At 72.8% G+C, this 22,690-nt stretch carries 21 protein-coding genes; 13 read left to right on the top strand and 8 right to left on the bottom strand.

All coding sequences use genetic code 11. The features are described from left to right. The first annotated feature begins 10 nt into the window (after positions 1–10). From ilvN to E4P39_RS23020, 3 genes are all read left to right on the top strand, one after another. Complete coding sequence (gene ilvN / locus E4P39_RS18150) at positions 11–538, top strand: acetolactate synthase small subunit (protein ID WP_135137989.1); 528 nt, start codon at positions 11–13, stop codon at positions 536–538. Between the two features lie 66 nt (positions 539–604). After that, entirely contained in the window at positions 605–1,633 is a 1,029-nt protein-coding gene (ilvC, locus tag E4P39_RS18145; RefSeq protein WP_135137988.1) for a ketol-acid reductoisomerase, read from the top strand. A 175-nt stretch (positions 1,634–1,808) separates the two neighbouring features. Then, positions 1,809–2,363 carry a DUF4190 domain-containing protein gene (locus tag E4P39_RS23020; RefSeq protein WP_245159932.1) on the top strand — a complete coding sequence of 185 codons (555 nt, stop codon included), beginning with the start codon at positions 1,809–1,811 and terminating at the stop codon, positions 2,361–2,363. Positions 2,364–2,433: 70 nt separating this feature from the next. Here E4P39_RS23020 and E4P39_RS18135 read toward each other — a convergent pair whose 3' ends face one another. Beyond that, positions 2,434–2,994: a hypothetical protein gene (locus E4P39_RS18135; RefSeq protein ID WP_135137986.1), complete on the bottom strand. Its 561-nt coding sequence runs from the start codon at positions 2,992–2,994 to the stop codon at positions 2,434–2,436. 204 nt (positions 2,995–3,198) lie between these two features. On the opposite strand from E4P39_RS18135, the gene serA reads away from it, so the two are divergent. The 5 genes from serA (at position 3,199) to E4P39_RS18110 (ending at position 9,346) form a co-directional block, all read left to right on the top strand. Then, complete coding sequence (serA, locus tag E4P39_RS18130) at positions 3,199–4,800, top strand: phosphoglycerate dehydrogenase (protein WP_209306608.1); 1,602 nt, start codon at positions 3,199–3,201, stop codon at positions 4,798–4,800. Positions 4,801–4,816: 16 nt separating this feature from the next. Further along, positions 4,817–5,839, top strand: coding sequence for a 3-isopropylmalate dehydrogenase (locus E4P39_RS18125; RefSeq protein WP_135137985.1), 1,023 nt, complete (start codon positions 4,817–4,819; stop codon positions 5,837–5,839). Positions 5,840–5,855: 16 nt separating this feature from the next. Further along, positions 5,856–7,514, top strand: a complete 1,659-nt coding sequence (locus E4P39_RS18120; protein ID WP_135137984.1) for a long-chain fatty acid--CoA ligase — start codon at positions 5,856–5,858, stop codon at positions 7,512–7,514. A gap of 569 nt (positions 7,515–8,083) precedes the next feature. Beyond that, complete coding sequence (locus E4P39_RS18115; RefSeq protein WP_135137983.1) at positions 8,084–8,551, top strand: hypothetical protein; 468 nt, start codon at positions 8,084–8,086, stop codon at positions 8,549–8,551. Positions 8,552–8,752: 201 nt separating this feature from the next. After that, on the top strand, positions 8,753–9,346 hold the full coding sequence (locus tag E4P39_RS18110; protein ID WP_245159931.1) for a DinB family protein: 594 nt from the start codon (positions 8,753–8,755) through the stop codon (positions 9,344–9,346). On the opposite strand, the gene E4P39_RS18105 is transcribed toward E4P39_RS18110, so the two are convergent. From E4P39_RS18105 to E4P39_RS18085, 5 genes are all read right to left on the bottom strand, one after another. After that, entirely contained in the window at positions 9,343–10,023 is a 681-nt protein-coding gene (locus E4P39_RS18105; protein ID WP_135137981.1) for a GntR family transcriptional regulator, read from the bottom strand. The genes E4P39_RS18110 and E4P39_RS18105 overlap by 4 nt on opposite strands. Continuing rightward, a complete protein-coding gene (locus E4P39_RS18100; protein WP_135138030.1) occupies positions 10,020–11,516 on the bottom strand; it encodes a CoA-acylating methylmalonate-semialdehyde dehydrogenase in 1,497 nt (498 codons plus the stop codon). Before E4P39_RS18100 ends, E4P39_RS18105 begins: the two co-directional genes overlap by 4 nt. Positions 11,517–11,598: 82 nt before the next feature. After that, on the bottom strand, positions 11,599–12,312 hold the full coding sequence (locus tag E4P39_RS18095; protein WP_135137980.1) for an enoyl-CoA hydratase/isomerase family protein: 714 nt from the start codon (positions 12,310–12,312) through the stop codon (positions 11,599–11,601). Further along, entirely contained in the window at positions 12,312–13,850 is a 1,539-nt protein-coding gene (locus E4P39_RS18090) for an aldehyde dehydrogenase (RefSeq protein WP_209306607.1), read from the bottom strand. The genes E4P39_RS18095 and E4P39_RS18090 overlap by 1 nt, the downstream gene beginning before the upstream one ends. Positions 13,851–13,939: 89 nt before the next feature. Next, complete coding sequence (locus E4P39_RS18085) at positions 13,940–15,295, bottom strand: amidohydrolase family protein (protein ID WP_135137979.1); 1,356 nt, start codon at positions 15,293–15,295, stop codon at positions 13,940–13,942. A gap of 89 nt (positions 15,296–15,384) precedes the next feature. On the opposite strand from E4P39_RS18085, the gene E4P39_RS18080 reads away from it, so the two are divergent. After that, complete coding sequence (locus E4P39_RS18080) at positions 15,385–16,413, top strand: asparaginase (RefSeq protein ID WP_245159930.1); 1,029 nt, start codon at positions 15,385–15,387, stop codon at positions 16,411–16,413. A gap of 11 nt (positions 16,414–16,424) precedes the next feature. On the opposite strand, the gene E4P39_RS18075 is transcribed toward E4P39_RS18080, so the two are convergent. Next, the gene (locus E4P39_RS18075; protein WP_209306606.1) at positions 16,425–17,573 is read right to left on the bottom strand and encodes a flavin reductase; all 1,149 of its coding nucleotides are present in this window, start codon (positions 17,571–17,573) and stop codon (positions 16,425–16,427) included. Positions 17,574–17,894: 321 nt separating this feature from the next. On the opposite strand from E4P39_RS18075, the gene E4P39_RS18070 reads away from it, so the two are divergent. From E4P39_RS18070 to E4P39_RS18055, 4 genes are read left to right on the top strand one after another with little or no spacing between them, the layout of a single operon-like run. Beyond that, entirely contained in the window at positions 17,895–19,007 is a 1,113-nt protein-coding gene (locus tag E4P39_RS18070; RefSeq protein ID WP_135137977.1) for an LLM class flavin-dependent oxidoreductase, read from the top strand. Continuing rightward, positions 19,000–19,590 (top strand): carboxymuconolactone decarboxylase family protein, encoded by a 591-nt coding sequence (locus tag E4P39_RS18065; protein ID WP_135137976.1) that lies wholly within the window; start codon positions 19,000–19,002, stop codon positions 19,588–19,590. Before E4P39_RS18070 ends, E4P39_RS18065 begins: the two co-directional genes overlap by 8 nt. Beyond that, positions 19,587–20,372 (top strand): alpha/beta fold hydrolase, encoded by a 786-nt coding sequence (locus E4P39_RS18060; protein WP_135137975.1) that lies wholly within the window; start codon positions 19,587–19,589, stop codon positions 20,370–20,372. The genes E4P39_RS18065 and E4P39_RS18060 overlap by 4 nt, the downstream gene beginning before the upstream one ends. Continuing rightward, positions 20,369–21,253 carry an NAD(P)-dependent oxidoreductase gene (locus E4P39_RS18055; protein ID WP_135137974.1) on the top strand — a complete coding sequence of 295 codons (885 nt, stop codon included), beginning with the start codon at positions 20,369–20,371 and terminating at the stop codon, positions 21,251–21,253. Before E4P39_RS18060 ends, E4P39_RS18055 begins: the two co-directional genes overlap by 4 nt. 20 nt (positions 21,254–21,273) lie before the next feature. On the opposite strand, the gene E4P39_RS18050 is transcribed toward E4P39_RS18055, so the two are convergent. Then, positions 21,274–22,521, bottom strand: coding sequence for a helix-turn-helix domain-containing protein (locus tag E4P39_RS18050; protein WP_135137973.1), 1,248 nt, complete (start codon positions 22,519–22,521; stop codon positions 21,274–21,276). Positions 22,522–22,690 lie beyond the last annotated feature (169 nt).

Genomic DNA, 22,690 nt, shown 5'->3' with positions numbered 1-22,690 from the left:
GAGAGAACAGATGAGCAGACACACGCTGTCCGTGCTGGTCGAGAACAAGTCCGGTGTCCTGGCCCGCGTCTCGGCGCTGTTCAGCCGCCGCGGGTTCAACATCGAGTCCCTCGCCGTCGGGCCGACGGAGAACCCCGACCTCTCCCGGATGACGATCGTCGCCGAGGCGGAGAGCCAGCCGCTCGAGCAGATCACCAAGCAGCTGAACAAGCTGATCGAGGTCATCAAGATCGTGGAGCTGGACGGCAGCGCCGCGGTCCAGCGCGAGCTGCTGCTTGTCAAGGTCCGCGCGCCGATGGCCGAGCGCACCCAGGTGCTGCAGACCGCCGAGCTCTTCCGCGCCCGCGTGGTCGACGTCAACACCGACACGGTGACCCTGGAGGCCACCGGGACCCCCGACAAGCTCCAGGCGCTGCTGGCCGTCCTCGCCCCGCTGGGCATCAAGGAGATGGCGCAGTCGGGCACCGTCGCGCTGGGCCGCGGCCCGCGGTCGATGAGCGGCGCGGGTACGTTGCGCCCGGTCGAACGCTCCGCCTGAACCCGCCCCATCCAGGGGCCAAAAGCACGCTTTTGGCCGTCCACCACCGAAGGGAACCGCAACCGCATGGCCGCCGAGATCTTCTACGACGACGACGCCGACCTGTCGATCATCCAGGGGCGCACCGTCGCCGTCCTGGGCTACGGCAGCCAGGGGCACGCGCACGCGCTCTCGCTGCGCGACTCGGGGGTCGACGTCCGCGTCGGCCTGCCCGAGGGCAGCAAGAGCCGGCCGAAGGCCGAGGCCGAGGGCCTGCGGGTCGTCACGCCCGCGGAGGCGGCCGCCGAGGCCGACCTGATCATGATCCTGGCGCCCGACCACGTGCAGCGGACGCTCTACGCCGAGTCCGTCGAGCCGAACCTGCAGGACGGCGACGCGCTGTTCTTCGGCCACGGATTCAACATCCGCTTCGGCTACATCAAGCCGCCGGCCGGCGTCGACGTGGCCATGGTCGCCCCGAAGGGGCCCGGGCACCTCGTGCGCCGCGAGTTCAGCGACGGCAAGGGCGTGCCGTGCCTGGTGGCGGTCGAGCAGGACGCCACCGGCAACGCACTGGCCCTGGCGCTGTCCTACGCCAAGGGCATCGGCGGATCGCGCGCCGGCGTCATCAAGACGACGTTCGCCGAGGAGACCGAGACCGACCTCTTCGGTGAGCAGGCCGTGCTCTGCGGTGGTGCGAGCGCGCTGATCACCGCCGGGTTCGAGACCCTCACCGAGGCCGGGTACCAGCCGGAGATCGCCTACTTCGAGTGCCTGCACGAGCTGAAGCTGATCGTCGACCTCATGTACGAGGGCGGCATCGCCAAGCAGCGCTGGTCGGTGTCGGACACCGCCGAGTACGGCGACTACACCTCGGGGCCGAAGATCATCGACGCCCGCGTCAAGGCGGCCATGGGCGACGTCCTCGCCCGCATCAAGGACGGCTCGTGGGCGGCGGAGTTCATCGCCGACCAGGACGCCGGGGCACCCGACTTCAAGCGCCGTCGCGCCGAGGCGGAGGCCCACCCGATCGAGGAGACCGGGCGCAAGCTGCGTGGCCTCATGAGCTGGGTGTCGGCCGCCGACGACTACACCGGGACCGCCGCGCGGAGCTGACCGCTGCCGCCACGCAGGACGGCCCCGCTGCCACGGGCAGCGGGGCCGTCCGGCGAGCGGGCGGCGGGAGACCGACGCCGCCCACCTGCCCACAGCGCGCCCCCTTGCCAGCGGTCGCCGCGCCATCCACTGTGCTCCCGAGTCGGAAGCGCCGACGACGGATCGAGGGACAGTCGTGAGCAACGACAGCGACGACCGGGGCGACCAGCAGGTCCCCTACGGCCAGGCGCAGCAGCCGCCGACGCCCTATGGCGAATCGGCCGGGTACCCGGGACCGCCCGACCTGGGGCAGGGCTACCAGCCGCAGGGCTACCCATCGCAGGGTCACCAGCCCCAGGGTTACCCATCGCAGGGCTACCAGCCGCAGGGTTACCAGCCGCAGGGTTACCAGCCGCAGGGCTACCAGCCGCAGGGTTACCAGCCGCAGGGATATCCGGCCCAGGCCTACCAGGCCCAGCCGGGGTCGGCGGGACAGCCGGCGCCTTCCAACGGCATGGGCATCGCCGGGTTCGTCACCGGCCTGGTCGGTCTGCTGCTCTGCTGGGTGCCGTTCCTGGGGCTGATCCTTGCCGCATGCGGGATCGCCTTGGGCGCGCTCGGGATGTCCCAGGCCAAGCGCACCGGGGCGAGCAACGGTCTGGCGATCGCCGGGCTGGTGCTCGGCATCCTGGCCCTGATCCCGTCGCTGATCTTTCTCGTCGCGGTGTTCTCGCTGAGTACGTCTCCCTGACCGCTCACCCCACGAACGCGGAACGGCCCCCGCTGCCAGGCAGCGGGGGCCGTTCCGCGTTCTCGGGACGTCAGACGCTCTGCCCCCGTGCGGCGAAGTACTCCTTGGACTGCGGCTGCACCAGCAGGGCCACGATCGCGCCCAGGACGATCAGGCTGACCAGGCTGAGGGCCGAGAAGCCGTAGCCCTGCGTGATGCTCAGGAGGACACCGAGCACCCAGAGGGCCAGGCCGGCGTAGGCGGCGTACAGGAGCAGCTTGGGCGCCTTGCCCTGGAACACCTGGATGCCGCCCACGAGCAGCGCGACGGCGGCGGCGATGCTGAGGATGCCCAGGACGACGTCGAGGGCCGACAGCTCGATCCCGAGGTCCTCGGCGACGGATGCCCCGAAGATGCCGAGCAGCCCGAACAGGGTGCCGAGGCCGCCCCAGGCGATGCCGGTGACCGCGGCTGCGGTCACCGTGCCCGGGCGCTGGCCGGTGCCCCCCGGTCCCACCGGGCCGGAGTAGGCCGGCGCGGGGCCGCCGTAGCCCTGGGGAGGCCCCTGGGGGGCGTTCCACCCGGGCTGCCCCTGCGGAGCGTTCCCCTGCGGATAGTTCGGGTCGGACCCGGGCGGCGTGGGACTGGACATGGGGTGATTTCCTCCTGGACGTCCATTCCGCCGCGGTGGCGGACCGGTGGCGGAGTGTAGGACCGCTGCGAGCGCGGTGGGGGTTCTGCAACCTGCTTGTGACCCGTCTCAGCGACCCCGGCGGGGCGAGTTCGAGCCCACCGGCGGCTCGGTCGTCCGGGTGGACCGTCGGGGCCACGGACCCCCCGGTTAGGCTGACGCCCCGTGACCACGACTCTGCCCGTCGTCCTGATCGCCGAAGAGCTCGCGCCGAGCGTCCTGGAGGTGCTCGGCACGGACGTCGAGATCCGGCACGTCGACGGGACCGACCGGGCCGCGCTGCTGCCCGCGCTGGCCGACGCCGCGGCGGTGCTGGTCCGCAGCGCGACCCAGATCGACACCGAGGCGCTGTCCGCGGCCCCGAACCTGAAGGTGGTCGCCCGCGCCGGCATCGGCCTGGACAACGTCGACGTCGCCGCCGCCACGGAGCGGGGCGTCATGGTCGTCAACGCGCCGACGTCCAACATCGTCAGCGCGGCCGAGCACGCCGTCGCCCTGCTGCTGGCCGCGGCCCGGCAGATCCCGGCGGCCGACGCCTCCCTGCGCGAGGGCGCCTGGAAGCGGTCGAAGTTCATGGGCGTGGAGGTCACCGACAAGACGGTCGGCGTCGTCGGCCTCGGCCGGATCGGCATCCTCGTGGCCCAGCGCCTGGCTGCCTTCGGCGTCACGCTGATCGCCTACGACCCCTACATCCAGCCCGGCCGGGCCGCGCAGCTCGGCGTCCGGCTGGTCTCGCTGGAGGAGCTGCTCCGGGAGTCGGACTTCATCACGATCCACCTGCCGAAGACGCCGGAGACCGTGGGCCTGATCGGCGCCGCCGAGCTGGCGACCACCAAGCGCGGCGTGATCATCGTCAACGCCGCGCGCGGCGGGCTCGTCGACGAGGAAGCCCTTGCCGATGCGCTGAAGTCGGGTCAGGTGGGCGCCGCCGGTCTCGACGTCTACGCCAAGGAGCCCACCACCGACAGCCCGCTCTTCGGGCTGCCCAACACCGTCGTGACGCCGCACCTGGGTGCCTCGACCACCGAGGCGCAGGACAAGGCGGGCACCGCCGTCGCCCGGTCCGTCCGGCTGGCGCTCCAGGGCGAGTTCGTCCCGGACGCGGTCAACGTGCAGGCCGGCGGCGTGGTGGCCGAGGACGTGCGGCCCGGCCTGCCGCTGGCGGAGAAGCTGGGCCGGGTGTTCACCGCGGTCGCCGGGGGACTGGCCCAGTCGGTCACCGTCGAGGTGCGCGGCAAGATCGCCGAGTTCGACGTGTCCGTCGTCCAGCTCGCCGTCCTCAAGGGCGTGTTCTCCGACGTCGTCGAGGAGCAGGTCACCTACGTGAACGCACCGCTGCTGGCCGACCAGCGCGGGCTCGAGGTCGCCCTGACCAGTGACGTCGAGAGCCCCGACTACCGGAACCTCGTCACCGTCCGCGGCGCGATGGCCGACGGCACCCAGGTGACCGTCTCGGGCACCCTGTTCGGCAAGAACCAGGTGCCCAAGCTGACCGAGGTCGACGGCTTCGACATCGACCTCGACCTGTCGGGCTACCTGCTGTTCTTCACCTACACCGACCGCCCGGGCGTCGTCGGGACGGTGGGTGCGGCCCTCGGGGAGGCCGGGATCAACATCGCCGGCGCCCAGGTCAGCCGGACCACCCGCGGGGGCGAGGCGCTGATGGCGGTCACCGTCGACAGCCCGGTCTCGACGGAGCTGCTCGAGGACATCGCCGGCCGGATCGGCGCCCGTGAGGCCCACTCGGCCGACCTCAACCCGCTCTGACCTAGGGTTCCTTCCCATGCGCCTGGCAGTGATCGCTGGAGACGGAATCGGTCCCGAGGTGGTGGACGAGGGGCTGAAGGTCCTCCGCGAGGTCGCACCCGACCTCGAGACCACCCCGTACGACCTCGGCGCGGCGCGCTGGCAGCGCACGGGCGAGCTGCTGCCCGACACGGTGCTGGACGAGCTGCGTCAGCACGACGCGATCCTGCTGGGTGCCATCGGCGATCCGGGGGTGCCGAGCGGCATCCTGGAGCGGGGCCTGCTGCTGCGGTTGCGGTTCGAGCTCGACCACCACGTCAACCTCCGCCCGGCGAAGCTCTACGACGGGGCCGTCAGCCCGCTGGCCGACCCCGGCACGATCGACATGCTCTGCATCCGCGAGGGCACCGAGGGGCTGTACGCGGGCAACGGGGGAGTGATCCGCCGCGACACCCCGCAGGAGATCGCCACCGAGGTCTCGCTCAACACCGCGTTCGGCGTCGAGCGGGTCGTGCGGTACGCCTTCGAGCGCGCGATCGCCCGCCCGCGCAGGCACCTCACGCTGATCCACAAGACCAACGTGCTCACCCACGCCGGTGGTCTGTGGTCACGGACGGTCGAGGAGCTCGGCGCGGAGTTCCCCGAGGTGACGGTCGCCTATCAGCACGTCGACGCCGCCTCGATGTTCTTCATCACCGACCCCGGCCGCTACGACGTCATCGTCACGGACAACCTCTTCGGCGACATCATCACCGACGTCGCGGCGGCAGTGACCGGGGGCATCGGGCTGGCCGCCAGCGGAAACCTGGACACCTCGGGCACCCACCCCAGCATGTTCGAGCCCGTGCACGGCTCGGCCCCCGACATCGCCGGTCAGGGGATCGCCGACCCGACCGCCACGGTGCTCTCCGTGGGGCTGCTGCTCGAGCACCTGGGCCGGGTCGACCAGGCCAGGAAGGTCAACGCCGCGGTGGCGTTCGACCTCTCGACGCGGGGCGCCACGGAGCAACTGCGCACCGCCGAGGTGGGCGACCGGCTGGCTGCACTGGTCAGCGGCTGAGCAGACGGGGAGTGCCGTGAGCGTCTACGACGACAGGCCGTGGTTGGCCCTCTACGACGAGGGCCAGCCGACCGGGCTCGCTCTCGAGTTCGAGGACGCGCTGGCCATGTTCAAGGCGTCGGTCGAGCGGAACCCCGGCGGTGACGCTCTCCGCTACTTCGACGGCCGCGTCACCCTGCGGGAGCTCGACGAGCTCAGCGACGCATTTGCCGTCGGCCTGCTGGACGCCGGCTTCTCCCGGGGCGACCGGGTGGGCCTGTACCTCCAGAACGTCCCCCAGTTCGTGATCGGCCTCGTCGGGACGTGGAAGGCCGGCGGGGTCGCGGTGAACATCAACCCGATGAACCGCGAAAGGGAACTCGAGCTGCTGCTCAACGACTCGGGCGCGCGGGTGCTGGTCTGCCTGCAGAGCCTGTACCGCGACGTGGCGTCGAAGGTCGTGGCCAGGACCGGGGTGCAGACCGTGCTCACCACCTCGGAGCTCGAGTACCAGACGCGGAACGACCCCCGGGCATTCCCCGGCTCGGAGCGGATCCCGTCAGACGACACCGTCGACCTCGAGGACCTGCTGGCGCGCTTCCGGGGGACGACACCGCCGCCGGTCACGTTCGACCGGGGGGACACCGCCGTCCTCACGTACACCTCGGGGACGACCGGGCCGCCCAAGGGCGCGATGAACAGCCACGGCAACGTGGTCTTCAACAGCCAGACCTACCGGCAGTGGTGCGGCCTGGGGCCCGAGGACGTCGTCCTCGGCGTCGCCCCGCTGTTCCACATCACCGGCCTGATCGGGCACGTCACGGTGAGCCTGCTCCTGGGCGTGCCCCTCGTGCTGTTCCACCGCTTCGAGCCGTCGCTGGCGATCGACACCATCCGCGCCGAGCGTCCGACGTTCACCGTCGGTGCGATCACGGTGTTCATCGCGCTGATGAACGTGCCGGACGTCGAGAAGGAGGCGCTGGCGTCGCTGAAGCGGATCTGGTCCGGGGGGGCGCCCATCCCACCGAGCACCGTCACGGCGTTCTCCCGGGCCTTCGGCCACTACATCCACAACATCTACGGGCTGACCGAGACCACGTCGCCCTCGCACGCCGTCCCCTTCTCCGCCGAGGCGCCCGTGGACGAGGCCTCGGGAGCGCTCTCCGTCGGTGCGCCCCTCTACGACACCATGGTGCGCATCGTCGGCGACGACGGGCAGGACCTGCCGCCGGGGGAGGTCGGCGAACTCGTCACCAGCGGACCGCAGGTGGTGCCCGGTTACTGGGGGAAGCCCGAGGAGACGGCGCGGGCGCTCCCCGGTGGGGCCCTGCGCACCGGCGACGTCGGCTACATGGACGAGCGCGGCTGGTTCTACATCGTCGATCGGAAGAAGGACCAGATCAACGCCGGCGGCTACAAGGTCTGGCCGCGCGAGGTCGAGGACGTGCTGTACGAGCACGAGGCCGTTCGCGAGGCCTCAGTGGTCGGTGTGCCGGACGAGTACCGCGGGGAGACGGTCAAGGCGTTCGTCAGCCTCCGCCCGGGCACGAGCACCACCGCGGACGAGCTGATCGCCTTCTGCCGGGAGCGCATGGCGGCCTACAAGTACCCCCGCCAGGTCGAGATCCTCGACGAGCTCCCCAAGACAGTCACCGGCAAGCTGCTGCGTCGGGAACTGCGCGCTCGCGAGAAGTGATCGCCCGGCCGGCCTGCCGCGTCACGGGGCTCCCGGCACCTGTGCGAGCGGCCTCGCGGGTGCGCGGGGACACCCCGGCCCGGGTCGGCGGGAGTCCGGACCGGCCGTCCGGAGAAGCGGTCGAATAGCCGCACGGGCGTCTGACGTGCGGTTTCAGGCGGCGCCGACAGTGGTTGACACGTCGCAATTGGGCGGCTTACCGTGACCCGTTGGAATCCGTCCCTGGGGGCGCCAATGTCGAGCCCATCAATTCGGCTTCAATGCGTGCGAGTCCCGCCGCCGGCATACCCACTGCGGCGATGACGTCCGCATTGTCTGCGCCGGCCTCGTAGCTCTACGACACATCCGGCCGATGCGGTCGGTATCCGTGCTCCGGCCTCGCGGTGCCCCGGTCACCCGTCGATCTCACGAACTCCTCGGGCCGGGGATCGCAGTCATCCGGTGACGACAGCGGCGTCCGGCGCGAATCCGCCCGCCCGTACCGAACGATGCGACGTGCTTCACGACGACTGTCACGACGACATGGACGACCAGGGCAAACCAGGCACAACCAGGGGGAGAGGTTCACGATGTCGATTCTGCGGAGACTGGCCTTCGCGATGTTGATGGTGTTCGGCTTGACACTGGTGACCAGTACACCGGCCGCCGCGTCCGGTGCCGACTACAGCGACAAGCAGGGCGAGATCAGAGTCTGCAAGGTTCTCAAGGACGGCAAGGACGGTAAGTACGACAAGGGCGATGCGACATTCGTGTTCGTCATCCGTGAGAAGAAGGCGAACGGCGAAAGGGACAAGTACAAGTTCGACATCACGGTCAAGGCCAAGGATGACAAGAAGTGCAGCGACAAGTTCAAGGTCGACAAGGGCGCGTATGTCGTCCGGGAGAAGGTCGCCAACGGGTACAAGCTCCACGACATCGAGGTCAAGGGTTGCTACTACAAGGACCGGAACGACCATGACGCCAAGGTCGTGGTCGACGTTCCCGAGAAGCACAAGTGCACCGTGACCTTCACGAACAAGAAGGACGACAGAAAGTAGACAGGCGCTCGGTTCGCCGACCGGGGTGGGGCCGCCGCCATGATCACCCGGGCACCCGATGGCCGGGCCGGGCCGGCGACCTGGCGACAAGGCGACGGGGCGCTCGAGATCGACCCCCGGTGGGCCGCCGGCGGGTGCAACCGAGCGACGACCTGAGGATCGACGTCGGCATCCTCACCCACGGGGTCCACCATGGTCGTCGTGCGCGAGGACGAGCGGGCGGAGCGGGCGAACCGGGGCGTCGCCGTGCCGCCGCTCGCCGATGAGGACCACGTGTGCCCCGAGTGCGGGCTCTCCTACGCGCAGCTCCCGGCGGAGAGCGCCGTCGATCTGATCCGCAGGGTGCCCACCGCGGTCCGCGATGCGGTGGCGGGCATACCGGCGGGCGCGCACCGGTGGCGGCCCGGCACCGGCGCCTGGTCGGTCGCCGAGTACGTCTGCCATCTGCGTGACGTGTACGCCGTCTACACGATCCGGCTGCACCGGGCGCGGACCGAGGACCGGCCCGTCCTCGAGCCCATGCTCAACGACCTGCGGGCACGCCGCTTCCGCTACAACGAGCGCGACGTCCACGCCGTCCTCGACGAGCTCGACGCGAACACCGCCGGCTTCTGCGACGAGGTGGCCCGCGTCGGCCCGGACGGCTGGGCGCGCACGGTCACCCGGCTGCCCGGCGAGGAGCGCACCGCTCGCTGGCTGGTGCGGCAGGCCCTCCACGAGGGGCAGCATCACCTGGGTGACATCCGCCGGCTCGCCCAGGCGGCTGCCGACGGGGCGGGGCCGGACCCGGACTAGCCCGCCACGCCGGTCGCCGGGACGGCACCGTCGGTGGCCGTCCTGAGCAGGTATCGCAGGATGAACTCGTGCGAGGTCGCCAGGTGGAGGCGGGTCAGCTCCGCGACCAGCCGCGGGTCGCCCCCGCGCACGGCCGCCAGGATCTGGCGGTGCTCCTCGCGCAGGTGCTCCACGTCGCCGATGACCTCGAGGTGCAGGTAGACGTACCGGTCGGTGAGCCGCCGCAGCTGCTCGGTCAGCTCGACCATCCGGGGCCGGTTCGCCCGGGTGTAGATCAGGGCGTGGAAGGTCGCGTTGGCCTCCAGCCACTCCGCGGGACTGATGCCCTCGGCCTCCATGCGATCGAGGATGGTCGCCATCTGCCGGGTCTCGGCGCGGCCGACGTTGGGCACCGCGATGGCGGTGACGACCGGCTCGACCGCCTCCCGGAGCTCGTAGAGCTCCTGGAGCTCGGCGATCGACAGGCCGGTCACCACCGCGCCGGACACGCCCAGGTCGACCAGCCCCTCGGTGGAGAGGATGTGCAGCGCGTCGCGGACCGGGATGCGGCTGACGCCGTACTCCGCGGCGATCTCCGCCTGCGACAGCACCGTCCCGGGAGCCAGCGCGCCGGTCCGCAACCGGTCACGCAGCCCCTGGGCGACCCGGCTGCCCGCCGACTCCGACGCCGTGGTCACGTCGACGTCGGGAAGTGGTAGCTGGCGGCGCTGTGGGCCGACACCGTCGGCCAGCGCTCCGTGACCACCTTGGTGCGGGTGTAGAAGTCCACCCCGTCCGGGCCGTGGATGCGGCTCTGACCGAACAGCGAGTCCTTCCAGCCGCCGAAGGAGTAGTAGGCCATCGGCACGGGGATCGGCACGTTCACGCCGATCATGCCGACGGTGACCCCGCGCTTGAAGCGGCGGGCCGCCTCGCCGCTGGAGGTGAAGATCGCGGTGCCGTTGCCGTACGGATTGGCGTTGATCAGCGCGATCGCCTCGTCGACGGTGTCGGCACGGACCACCGACAGCACCGGACCGAAGATCTCGTCGCGGTAGGCGTCCATCGACGGCGTCACGTGATCGAGCACCGACGGGCCGATGAAGAACCCGTCCTCGTGCCCGGGCACGACGAGGCCTCGCCCGTCCACCGCCACCCGTGCACCCTGCTCTGCGCCCGAGCCGATGTAGCCGGCGATCCGGTCGCGGGCCTCGCGGGTCACGATCGGACCCATCTCGCTCGACGGGTCCCGGCCGGGGCCGACCTTCATCGCGGACGCCTTCGCGGACACGGCCTCGACCAGCGCGTCGCCGGCGCCCCCGACGGTCACCGCGGCCGAGATCGCCATGCAGCGCTCGCCGGCGGACCCGAAGGCCGCGGCCACCAGGTGGTCGGACGCGTAGTCGACGTCGGCGTCGGGCAGCACGACGGCGTGGTTCTTGGCGCCACCGAGGGCCTGGACCCGCTTGCCGGTCGCCGTGCCCCGCTCGTGCACGTAGCGCGCGATGGGCGTCGAGCCCACGAAGGAGACGGCCGCGACACCGGGGTCGTCCAGCAGCGCGTCGACCACCTCCTTGCCGCCCTGGACGACGTTGAAGACGCCGTCCGGCAGCCCGGCCTCCTGCCACAGCTCGGCGACGAGCTGGGAGGGGGACGGGTCGCGCTCGCTCGGCTTGAGGATGAACGTGTTGCCGCACGCGATCGCCACCGGGTGCATCCACATCGGGACCATCACCGGGAAGTTGAACGGCGTGATCCCGGCGACGACGCCCAGCGGCGACCGGAACGAGAAGACGTCGACGTCGGTGGACGCCTGGTCGGAGAAGGACCCCTTCAGCAGGTGGGGGATGCCGCACGCGAACTCCACCACCTCCAGGCCCCGGTCGACCTCGCCGCGGGCGTCGGAGAGCACCTTCCCGTGCTCGGAGCTGACCAGCTCGGCCAGCTCGCCGGCGCGGGCGGTGGCCAGCTCGCGGAACGCGAAGAGGACCTTCGCCCGCCGCGAGAGCGATGACTGGGACCACTCCTCGAAGGCGGCGGCGGCCACCCGGACCGCCTCGGCCACGTCGGCGGCCGAGCCCAGGACCACCTCGGCCTGCTGGGCGCCGGTGGCCGGGTCCCAGACCGGTGCGGTGCCGCTCGGGCTCCCGGAGGTCGACTTGCCGCCGATCCAGTGCTCGATGGTGCGCATGCCGGTCACTGCTCCTCCTCGCTGGCGCTCGTCGGCTCCGTGACCGACGGTGCTGTGTCCTCTGGTGACCTCGCGAGCTCGGTCACGTTTCCCCGCGGCGCAGCGAGCCGACGACCAGGCGGTCGATGCTCATGTCCAGGGCCTGGTCGTCACCGACGGCACCGAAGGCCCGGAGCATGTCGCGGATGTCGGCGTGCACCCGGGGGCTGCGGGCCCGCAGCAGGGCGACCCGCTCGTCGACGTCCTTGCGCAGCTCCTCGGCGGATCCGACCACGGCGTTGAGCAGGCCCAGCTCGGTCGCCCGCGCCGCGGTGATCTTCTCGCCGGTCGCGGTGAGCCAGAACGCCTGGCGCTCGCCGATCTTCCGCGGCAGCCAGGCCAGCACGAGCGCCGGCGCCAGCCCGATCCCCACCTCCGGGAAGAAGATCCGGGCGTCGGCCACCCCGACCGCCACGTCGCAGGCGGCCAGGACGCCGACGCCGAAGCCCGCGGCGTCGCCCTGGACCTCGGCGACGGTGACCAGCCGGGTGTTCCGGAAGGCCCGGGTGACCGCGACGAGGGTCTCGGCCTCGCCGCGGACGACGCCGGGCGCGGTGCTGGTCCCGCCGCGCTCGCGGCCCAGGCAGAACGCCTCGCCGACCGAGCGGACCCGCAGCACGTGCGCGCCCTCGGGCGGGGAGGTGAGCAGCGCGGTGAGCTCGCGGAGGTCGGCGAGGGTCCAGAGGTTCTCCGGCCCGCGGTCGAGCTCGGCGACGACGACGCCGTCGCTGACGGGGGAGATCGAGAAGCCGGCCATCAGTTCAGCCGTCCCGTCGCGCGGCCGCCGTACCAGTCGACGTCGTCGGCGGCGGTGCGCACCGTGATCGCCCGGACGTGGGTGAAGTCGTGGAACGACTCCCACCCGCCCTCCCGGCCGGTGCCGCTCTCCTTGAGACCGCCCCAGGGGGAGGAGGGGTCGAGCCGGTGGTGGTCGTTGATCCAGACCATGCCCATCTCCAACTGTTGTGCCACCCGGTGCGCCCGGGCGACGTCGCGGGTCCAGATCGCCGAGCCCAGCGCGAAGGGCGAGTCGTTGGCCTGGCGGATCGCGTCGTCCTCGTCGTCGAAGGGGATGACGACGACGACCGGCCCGAAGATCTCCTGCTGCGCGATCTGCATGTCGTTGGTGACGTCGGCCAGGACGGTCGGCTCGAGAAAGTAACCGCCCGGCAGGCCCGGGACGTCGGCGGCGCGGCCACCGGTCACCACGCGCGCTCCCTCGGCGACGCCGCTCTCGATGTGGCCCAGGATGCGCGTGCGGGCCCGCTCGGAGATGACCGGGCCGAGCTGGGTCTCCGCGAGCGTCGGGTCGCCGATCCGGATCTGCTGCGCCTGGGCGGCGAGCGCGTCGACCACCTCGTCGTAGATGCCGCGCTGCACCAGCAGCCGGCTCCCGGCGATGCAGGTCTGCCCGGCGCCGATGAACCCGGCGAAGGCCGCCCCGCGGGCCGCCGTGTCGATCGGGGTGTCGTCGAAGACCAGGACGGGGGACTTCCCGCCGAGCTCCAGGGTGGCCTTCGCGAAGCGTCGCGCGGCGGCCACGGAGATCGCCCGGCCCACCTCCGTGCCGCCGGTGAAGACCACCTTCTTGACCAACGGATGCTCGGTCAGGGCCGCGCCGGCGGTGGCGCCGATCCCGTTGACGACATTCAGCACACCTGGGGGGATGCCGGCGGCCGCGGCGATGTCGCCGAGCAGCATGGCCGTGAGCGGGGTCTGCTCCGACGGCTTGAGGACGACGCTGTTCCCGGTCGCCAGCGCGGGCGCCAGGCTCTTCGACGTGATCATCATGGGGTGGTTGAACGAGGCCAGGATGCCGACGACGCCGAGCGGGAAGCGGCTGGTGTAGGCGTGGTAATCGCCACGCAGCGGGACGACGGCGTCCCGGTCGGCCAGCAGCAGCGAGGCGTTGTACCGGTACCACTCGGGGAGGCGGGTGATCTGCGCCTTCGTCTCGGTGATCGGCCGCCCGTTGTTCATGGTCTCGATCTTGTAGAGGTCCTCCATGCGGGCCTCGATGCCGTCGGCGAAGCGCTGCATGAGGAGCGCCCGGTCGTGGATCGCCATACGGCTCCACACTCCGGAGCGGAAGGTCTCGTCGGCGACGCGGACGGCGTGATCGATGTCGTCGGCATCGGCCGCGGCCACGGAGGCGAAGGCCTCGCCGGTGGCCGGGTTGACGACGTCGATGGGCTCGGCGCCCCCGGGCAGCAGGTCGCCGCCGATCCGGAGTCCGGTCGGCAGCGAGGCCACCGGCAGCTCCACCACGGTCGGGGGAGAAGGCGTGAGGGTCACGGGTGCTCCTGAAGCGTCGGGATGCAGCCGTATACACAAACGCGCTGCTGCATACGGAAGATAGGACCACCCGACGGAGAACGCAAGACTCAGCCGACGGCGGCACCCCGCCCCGCGACGAAGCGCCCGGTCCGCTCGTCCAGCGGGCGGCCCTCCTCGGCGACCGGCGTCCCCCGGAGGAAGGTCAGGACGACGCGGCCGCGCACCGTCCGGCCGTCGAACGGCGTCCAGCCGGCCTTCGAGAGCACGTCCTCCGACCGGAGGGTCCGCTCTGCGCCGGGATCGACCAGCACGACGTCGGCATCCGCGCCGACCGCGATGCGGCCCTTGCGCGGCCACAGGCCGTAGACCTGTGCCGGGCGCTCGCTGTAGACCCGCACGACGTCCTCGTAGGCGAGGTGGCCGCGCGCCACCGCGTCGAGCAGCAGGGCCATCGTGCTGTCCAGCCCCGGCAGCCCGAAGTGCACGTTCCAGATGTCCCCGGCGCGCTTCTGCTCGAGGGTCGACGGCGCGTGGTCGCTGGACATGTGGGTGAGCGTCCCGGTGCGCAGCAGCCGCCACATCTCCGCCTCGTCGTCGTCGGTGCGGGCGCGGGCGGGCGGGGTGAACTTGCGGAGTGCGCCGTGCTCGAGGACCTCCTCCTCGCGCAGCAGGAAGTACTGGGGGCAGCCCTCGGCACTCAGCGCGGCACCCCGCGTCCGCTCGCGCATCAGGTAGTCGGCGACCTCCGGATGGCTCACGTGCGCAACCGTCGCGCGGGCGCCGGTCCGCCGCACCAGCAGGCCGGCGACGACGGCCGCCACGAGCTCGGCGTCCCGGCTCCGCCAGTCGGGGAGAATGCCGCCGTCGGTACGTCCCTCGGCCCGCAGCAGCGTCTCGGCCGCCTCGGTGAGCGACTCGTCCTCGCAGTGCAGCAAGCTGACCGCGCCGGCCTGCGCCGAGGCGGTCAGGTGCGCGGAGAGGCGCGCGGCGTCGTGTCCGGGCACGCCGTGCGTGGTGCAGGTGAAGACCTTGAAGAAGGTGACCCCCGCGGCCCACAGCCCCGCGACCTCGTCGGCGGCACCGGGCCACGCGTGGGCGGCGAGCCCGAAGTCCACGTTGGACCGCTCCCGCAGGTACGCCGTCTTGTCCCGCAGGTCGCCGACCGTCCGGACCGGGGTGCCGTGGCTGTGCTCCACGATCGTCGTCACTCCGGAGGCGGCCGCGGCCGAGGTGCCGGTCGGGAAGTCCTCGCGTTCCGGGCTGCCGGGGTCCATCAGGTGCACGTGGGTGTCCACCCCGCCGGGCAGCACGAAGAGACCGGTGGCGTCCACCGTGCGGCCGGCAGCGGGCGTCTCCGGGCCGAGGTAGGCGACGCTGCCGTCGCGCACTCCCACGTGCAGCCGCCGGCGGCCGGTCGAGGTCACCACGGTGCCTCCGGCGATCAGCAGGTCGAGATCGGTCATGGGGACGTCCTCCTGGGAACGGCGGCCGGGTGGGCCGTACGGTAAGTGCCCCGCCGGAGCGGCCGGCGGACGGGCGGGGGGCAGGACGGGTGGCAGCAGAGGTCCGCGGACGACGGGTGGCCGTCGCGTCGCTCGGCGGCACGATCACGATGACACCGGCGTCCGGCGGGGGCGCCGTGACCCCGACGCTGCAGGCGGCCGACCTGGTCGCGGCCGTCCCAGGGCTCGGCGAGGTGGCCGAGCTGACCGTCGCCACGCTCAGGACCGAGCCCGGCGCCTGGCTCACCCCGCCCGACGTCGTGGCCGTGGGGGAGTGGGCCCGCGGCCAGGTGGTGGACGGCGGCGTCGACGGGGTCGTGGTGGTCCAGGGGACGGACACCATCGAGGAGACCGCGTACCTGCTCGACCTGTACTGGGACCGGCCCGAGCCCCTGGTGGTGTCCGGCGCCATGCGGGCGCCGACGGCGGCCGGCGCCGACGGCCCGGCGAACCTGCTGGCGGCGACCGTCGTCGCCGCGAGCGCGGACGCCCGGGACCGGGGGGCGCTGGTGGTCCTCAACGACGAGGTGCACGCCGCCGCCCGCGTGCGCAAGACCGACACCGTCGCCCTGCACACCTTCGCCTCGGGGCCGTTCGGGCCGGTGGGCCGCGTGCACGAGCGCGCCGTGACCTTCGCCGCCCGGCCGGCGTGCTGGCCGGCCCTCCCGCTGCCCGCCGGCGGCCGCGCTCCCCGTGTCGCCCTGCTGGAGACCCATCTCGGCGACCGCGGCGACCTGCTCCGCCTGGTCGCCGAGGACGGCTACGACGGCGTGGTGCTGGCGGGCTTCGGCGCCGGTCACGTGTCGGCGGCGATGGCCGAGGTGGTGAGCGACGTGGTCCGGCGCTGTCCGGTCGTCCTGGCCAGCCGCACGGGCGCGGGGCCGGTGCTCACCGCGACCTACGGCTTCATCGGCTCCGAGCAGGACCTGCTGGCCCGCGGCGTGCTGCCGGCCGGCTGGCTCGACCCGCGCAAGGCACGGCTGCTGCTGTGGGCCCTGCTCGCCGCGGGAGCCGACCCCGACACCGTCCGGGCGTCCGTGACGGCGCGCGGCCGGGCCCCCGGCGGTCCGCCGGCCTGAGCCCGGCCGCGTCAGAGCCGGCCGCCGGTCTGGTCCAGGATCTGCCGCACGCGCTGCTTGGCGAGGTCCGTGTACCGGTACACCGCGGCGCGGGCCGCGTCGGAGTCGCCACGCTCCACGCCCTCGGTGATGCCGCGCTGCGCCTCCACGAAGCTCTGCGAGGTGACCGGCGTGACGCCGAAGCTGCGGGTCATGACGCTCTTGATGTGCAGCTGGGCGAACGCGGTCGTGAGCGGCGCGCTGTGGGCCAGCGAGACCAGCCCCTCGTGGAAGGCGTAGTTGGCGTCCAGGTAGCGGTCGAAGTCGACGAAGCGCTCGCCCACGAGGAGGGCGGCCATGGCCTCGAACCGGCTGCGCAGCTCGGTCAGCTCGTCGGCCGGCACCCGCCCGACGACCATGTCGATGACCCCCAGCTCGATCGCGGCCCGCGCGTCGAACGTCGCATCGGAGGTGCGGGCGTCGAAGGGGACGACCACGTAGCCCCGGTTGGGGTCGCGGCGCACCAGGCCGTCGGCGGTGAGCCGGGTGAGCGCGTAGAACGCCGCCGCCTTGTCCACCCCGAGCTGGAAGGCGAGGTCGTCGAGCTGCAGCACCGCGTCGGCGGCGTACATGCGCTCGAGCACGCGTTGCCGGGCGTGCAGGTAGACCTCGTCGTCGCGGTCGAACTCGAAGCGGCCGAAGCCGCCGCGGAAGTACGTGAGCGGGCTGCCCTCCTCGGCCTCGGCCCGCACCACCCGGCCGAGGAAGATCGTGTGCGTCGCGGCGCTCACCTCCTCCACCACCTCGCACTCGATGCGCGCCAGCGCGTCGGCGAGGACCGGCGCGCCCCGCACCCCCCGGGTCAGCCGGAGGCCGGAGAACTTGTCGGCGCCCTGCGTGGCGAACTGCGAGGCGAGGTGCCCGTGGCCCTGGCCCAGGACGTTCACGACGTAGGCGCCCGACCGCGAGACCGCGGTGCACGTCGACGACGAGCGGTTGAGGCAGGCCAGCATCATCGGCGGGTCGACCGACAGCGAGGTCACCGAGCTCGCCGTCATGCCGAAGTCGCCCTCGGGCCCGTGGGTGGTCACGAGCGTGACCCCGCTGGGGAGATGACCCACGACGTGGCGGAACGTCGCGGAGTCGACCTCCGGGGTCCCCGCCGTCTCCGGTGTCGTCACGAGCACCGCTCCTTCCGCGCCGTGTCCAGCAGGACGTGGTCCATCAGGGGACGAGCCGGTCCGCGGCGCACGGGGCGGACGCGGGCGAATGCCGAGTACACCTGTGGCCCGGCGCCCAGGGGATGGCGGTGGGCGTCACCTCGGAGCCGTGGCGATGCCGGGGGCCGTCAGCCGACCGCTGCCCACCGGGGCCGACTCACGGCCTGCGTCATCGGGCGCCGGTCAAGTTGACAGCCGCCGACACTGCCCGCGCGGCGTCGCGGCTCTTGACTGACCGGGAGCAGTGACAGGGACCACCTGCCGACCTCCGAGGAGATCGTCGTGAGACTGGGCTACTTCGCCATGCCGATGCACCCGCAGGGGCGGACCTGGGCCGACACCCTGCGCGAGGACCGGGAGGCGGTCATCCTCGCCGACCGGCTGGGGTTCCACGACGCCTTCATCGGCGAGCACCTCACCGACCGGCACGAGAACATCACCAACAGCCTGGTCTTCCTGGCCACGCTGATCCACGACACCACCCAGATCCGCCTGGGCACGGGGACGACGAACCTCTCCCACATGCACCCGGCGCTCGTGGCCGTCAACAGCGCGATGTTCGACCACCTCTCCGGCGGCCGGTTCATCCTCGGCGTCAGCCCCGGCGCCCTTCCCTCGGACGCCGAGCTCCTCGGCCTCCTCGACGAGGACCGCAACCAGATCTTCGCCGAGGCGATCGACGTGATCACCCGCCTCTGGGAGCTCGACCCGCCCTACGACATCGACCTGCCGGGCAATCGGTTCAGGGTCACCACCGCCACCACGTTCGACGACGAGGTCGGCGTCGGGATCGTCGGGAAGCCGCTGCAGACCCCCCGGCCGGAGATCGTCGGCACCGTGGTGGCGCCCTTCTCCAAGGGCGTCGTCGCCATGGGCGCCCGCGACTTCCACCCCCTCTCGGCGAACTTCCTCCTGCCGCAGTGGGTCGCCACGCACTGGCCGAACTACGTCGAGGGCAAGGAATCCGCCGGGCAGACCGCCGCGGCCGAGGACTGGCGCATCGCGCGGACGGTGTTCGTGGCCGACGACGCCGGCGTCGCCGAGGCCTACGGGAGGGGCGACGCGAACAGCCCCTACCGCTACTACTACGGGAAGATGCTCGGCAAGATGCGCCGGCTGGGCCGGCTCGGCCTGTTCAAGACCTCCCGGGAGCAGCCGGACGAGGAGATCACCCTCGACGGCGTGCTGGACGACCTGGTGATCTGCGGGACGCCCGACTCGGTGGCGGAGCAGATCCTGGCCTTCCGCGAGCAGACCGGCGACTTCGGCGAGCTGGTCTACGCCGGCCTGGACTGGATCGACCCCGACCTGGCGAAGCGCTCGATGGAGCTCATGGCCACCAAGGTCATGCCGCAGGTGAACGACGCGCTCGGCTCCGGTCGGGCGAATGCCTGACGTCGCGGCCGACCGTCTGCCCCCGCTGGCCGAGGAGCAGATGACGGCGGAGCAGCGGGCCGCCGCCGCCGAGATCAGCTCGGGTCCCCGCGGCGCGGTGATCGGGCCCTTCGCCCCCCTGCTGCGCAGTCCCGAGCTGATGACCCGGCTGCAGAAGGTCGGGGAGTACCTGCGCTTCGAGAGCCCCCTGGACCGTCGGCTGTTCGAGATGACGATCCTCTACGTGGCCCGGTGGTGGGACCAGCAGTTCGAGTGGACGTTCCACCACCCGCTCGCCCTCGAGGCGGGCCTCGACCCGGCGATCGCGGACGCCATCGCCGAGGACCGCCGCCCGGAGGGCATGGACGCGGCGGCGGAGGCGGTCTGGGAGCTGCTCGACGAGCTGTTCCGCACCCGCGCCGTCTCCGACGACGTCTACGCCCGGGTTCTCGCCGAGCTGGGCGAGGCCGGGGTGGTCGAGGTGGTGGCGACGTCCGGCTACTACACGACGCTGGCGGTCGTCATGCAGGCGGCGCGGACGCCGGCGCCCGGGGGACCGTTCCTGCCCGACGTCCGCGGGGCCGGCGCGGGGGACGCGCGGTGAGCCTGGCCGCGCCGGTGCTGCACCGCACCGGGGAGGGGACGCCGGTCCTCCTGCTGCACCCCCTGGGTGTGGACCGCTCCTTCTGGGACGGCGTCCTGCCCGCGCTCGACGGCTTCGAGGTGCTGACCTACGACTTCCCGGGGCACGGGCGCACGCCCGTGCCCGAGGAGCCGTACACGATCGAGGACCTCGCCGACCAGGCGCGGCAGCTGCTGGCCGACGCGGGGTACCAGCAGGTCGACGTCGTCGGCGTCTCCCTCGGCGGGCTGGTGGCGCAGCGGCTGGCGGCCGACGCCCCCGACCTCGTGCGGCGGCTGGTCGTGGTCGACGCCGTGGTCGTGTACCCGGAGCCGATGCGGGAGATGTGGCGCGACCGCGCGGCCCGCGCCCCCGTCGAGGGCGTCGAGCCGTTCCTCGACCCGACGCTCGCCCTGTGGTTCACCGCCGACCGGCTGGCCGAGGGCGGCCCGGTCGTGGAGTCCGCCCGCCGCGCCTTCCTGGGCGGGGACGCCCGCGGTTACGCGCTCGCCTGCCGGGCCCTCGAGCAGGCCGACGTCACCGGCGTCCTGGACCGCATCACGGCGCCCACCCTCGTCGTGTGCGGCGAGGACGACGCGCCGCCCTTCGTCGCGGCGGCGCGGGACCTCGGGGAGCGGCTGCCCGACGCCCGCGTGGTGTGGCTCTCCCCGGCCCGGCACGCCGGCGTCCTCGAGCAGCCGGAGCAGTTCCGCGACGCCCTCGTCGGCTTCCTGCGCGAGACCCGGGCCGAGGGCCTCCGGTGAGCCGGGGACCGGTCGGCTTCCTCGGCCTCGGCGTCATGGGGTCGGCGATGAGCGGGCACCTGCTCGACGCCGGCTTCCCCGTCCTCGGCTTCGACCCCGACGCCGGCCGCCGGGCCGACCACGCGGCGCGCGGCGGGACCGTCTGCGCGAACCCGGCCGAGGTCGCGCGCGGCGCCGACGTCGTCGTCACCTCGCTGCCCAGCGCCGCGGCCCTGGCCGCGGTGCTGGACGGGCCGGACGGGCTCGCCGCCGGCGCCCGCCCCGGCCTGGTCGTCCTCGAGACGAGCACCCTCGGTCCGGACACCAAGGAGGACGGGCACGACCGCGCGCAGGCCTTCGGGGCCACGCTGCTGGACTGCCCGATGAGCGGCACCGGCCAGCAGGCCCGGGACGGCGACCTCGTGGCGTACCTGAGCGGCGAGGACGAGGCCAAGGAGCGCGCCCTGCCGGTCCTGGCGGCCTTCACCCGCGCCCAGTACGACCTGGGCCCGTTCGGCCGGGGCACCGCGATGAAACTGGTCGCCAACCTGCTCGTCGCGGTGCACAACGCGGCCGCGGCAGAGGCCCTCCTCCTCGCCCAGCGCGCCGGGCTGGACCTGCAGGACGTGCTGGCCGCGGTCGGTGACGGCGCCGGGGGCTCCCGCATGCTGCAGGTCCGCGGGCCGCTCATGGCGGCCGGCCGGTACGACCCGGCGACCGCGACCGTCGCGACCATGCAGAAGGACAACGCCCTCATCGCCGCCTTCGCGGGCAGCGTCGCGAGCCCCACGCCCCTCTTCTCGGCGACGGCCGTCCTGTACCAGGCAGCGGTGGCCCAGGACCGGCTCCAGGAGGACACCGCCTGCGTGTTCGGCGTCCTCCAGCGGCTCGCCGGGCAGTGACGGCCCGGCGCCGGGGCCGCTCAGTCCCCGCTGGCGAGCAGGCGCTGCAGGCGCAGCGCCACCTGGAGCTCGGTCCGTCGCTCGGCCAGCGGGCGCCCGAGGTGCTCCTCGGCGCGGTGCAGGCGGTTGCGCACGGTGTGCTCGTGCAGCTGCAGGTGCTCGGCGGCCGAGACGTGGCTGCCCAGCCGGAACGACGCCTCCAGGGTCTCGCGCAGCCGCGCGGCCTCGGGGGTGTCCTCGGCGAGCGGGCCGAGCTCCGCGCGCACGAACCGGCCCGCGTGGTCGGGGTCGCGCAGCAGCAGGATCTCCAGCGCCACGTCCCCGTGGGCCAGGACCCGGGGCGACTGGGTCCTGCCCCACGCCCGCCGCACCCGCTCCACGTCCTGCGCCTGCTCGACGGCCGTCCGGAAGCCCTCCAGCCCGCACAGCGGCTCGCTGACCGACGCCTCGACACCGGTCCCGGCGAGTGCGCCGGTCAGCCGCCGCAGCATGTCCGGGGTCCAGCCGCCCGGGGTGGTGAGCCAGATCGCCGTCCGGGCGAGGTCGAGCGGGTGGACCAGGGTCTGCCGCACGCCGGTCCCGGCACGCAGCCCGATGACGAGCTGGCCGGCGGCTCCCTCGGGCACCGCCGGCAGCACCACCGCGACGTGGTGGCCGCCGAGGTCGTGGTCCAGCGTGATCAGGTCCGAGGGGGCCAGCGACGGCCGGTCCCCCCGGAGGATCTCGCGCACCAGGCCCTGCCGGACCGATGCCCGCGACCGCCCCAGGGCGTCGTCGACCCGGGCGTAGCTCTCCGCGACCTGGGAGGCGACGTGGTCCTGGTAGGTGAAGATGGCCGCGGTCAGCTCGGCGAGGCCCCGGACCGCCTCCGCGCGCGGCACGTCCGAGGCCTCGGCCGCGGCCTGCAGCTGCTCGGCCCATGCCTCCCACATGACCGTGAAGCCGACCCGGTAGGAGCGCTGCAGCGCCGTCTGCGGGATGCGCAGCTCGGCCTGGACACGGGCGAACGCCAGGGGCTGCTCGAGCCGGACCGCCGCGAGGGGGAGCCGGCCGGTGAGCACCTGCTGCAGCAGGGACAGGTTCTCCCGGACGCTCGCCCGGAGGTGGTCGACGAACCCGTGGTCGTCCGCGAGGTCGGGGAAAGCGACGGCGATGTCCCGGACGACGACGCGCTCGCACAGGGCCTCGAGGTCGACACCGGCGGCCGTCTCCCGGACCCAGCCGGGCAGCGGCCGGGCGGCGACCCCGGCGGAGGAGCCGGGCAGCACGGCCTACTCCGCTGCCGGGCGGTCGATCGCGGGTGCCTCGGCGGCTCCTGCCCGGCCGCTGGTGGTCGGCTCGCTCAGCGGAATCCCTCTCGATCCGTCGGGGTCGGTGGCCCGGTCCGTGGGCGACGTCCCCGCCCGGTCCGCGGGAACCATACGCGTGACCTCGGCC

Origin of the sequence: Blastococcus sp. CT_GayMR19, assembly GCF_004570385.1 — a bacterium.
In the GTDB taxonomy this organism is placed as follows: Bacteria; Actinomycetota; Actinomycetes; order Mycobacteriales; family Geodermatophilaceae; genus Blastococcus_B.
Note: the sequence above shows the minus strand (reverse complement) of the source record. Positions and strands in the feature narration are given on the sequence as shown.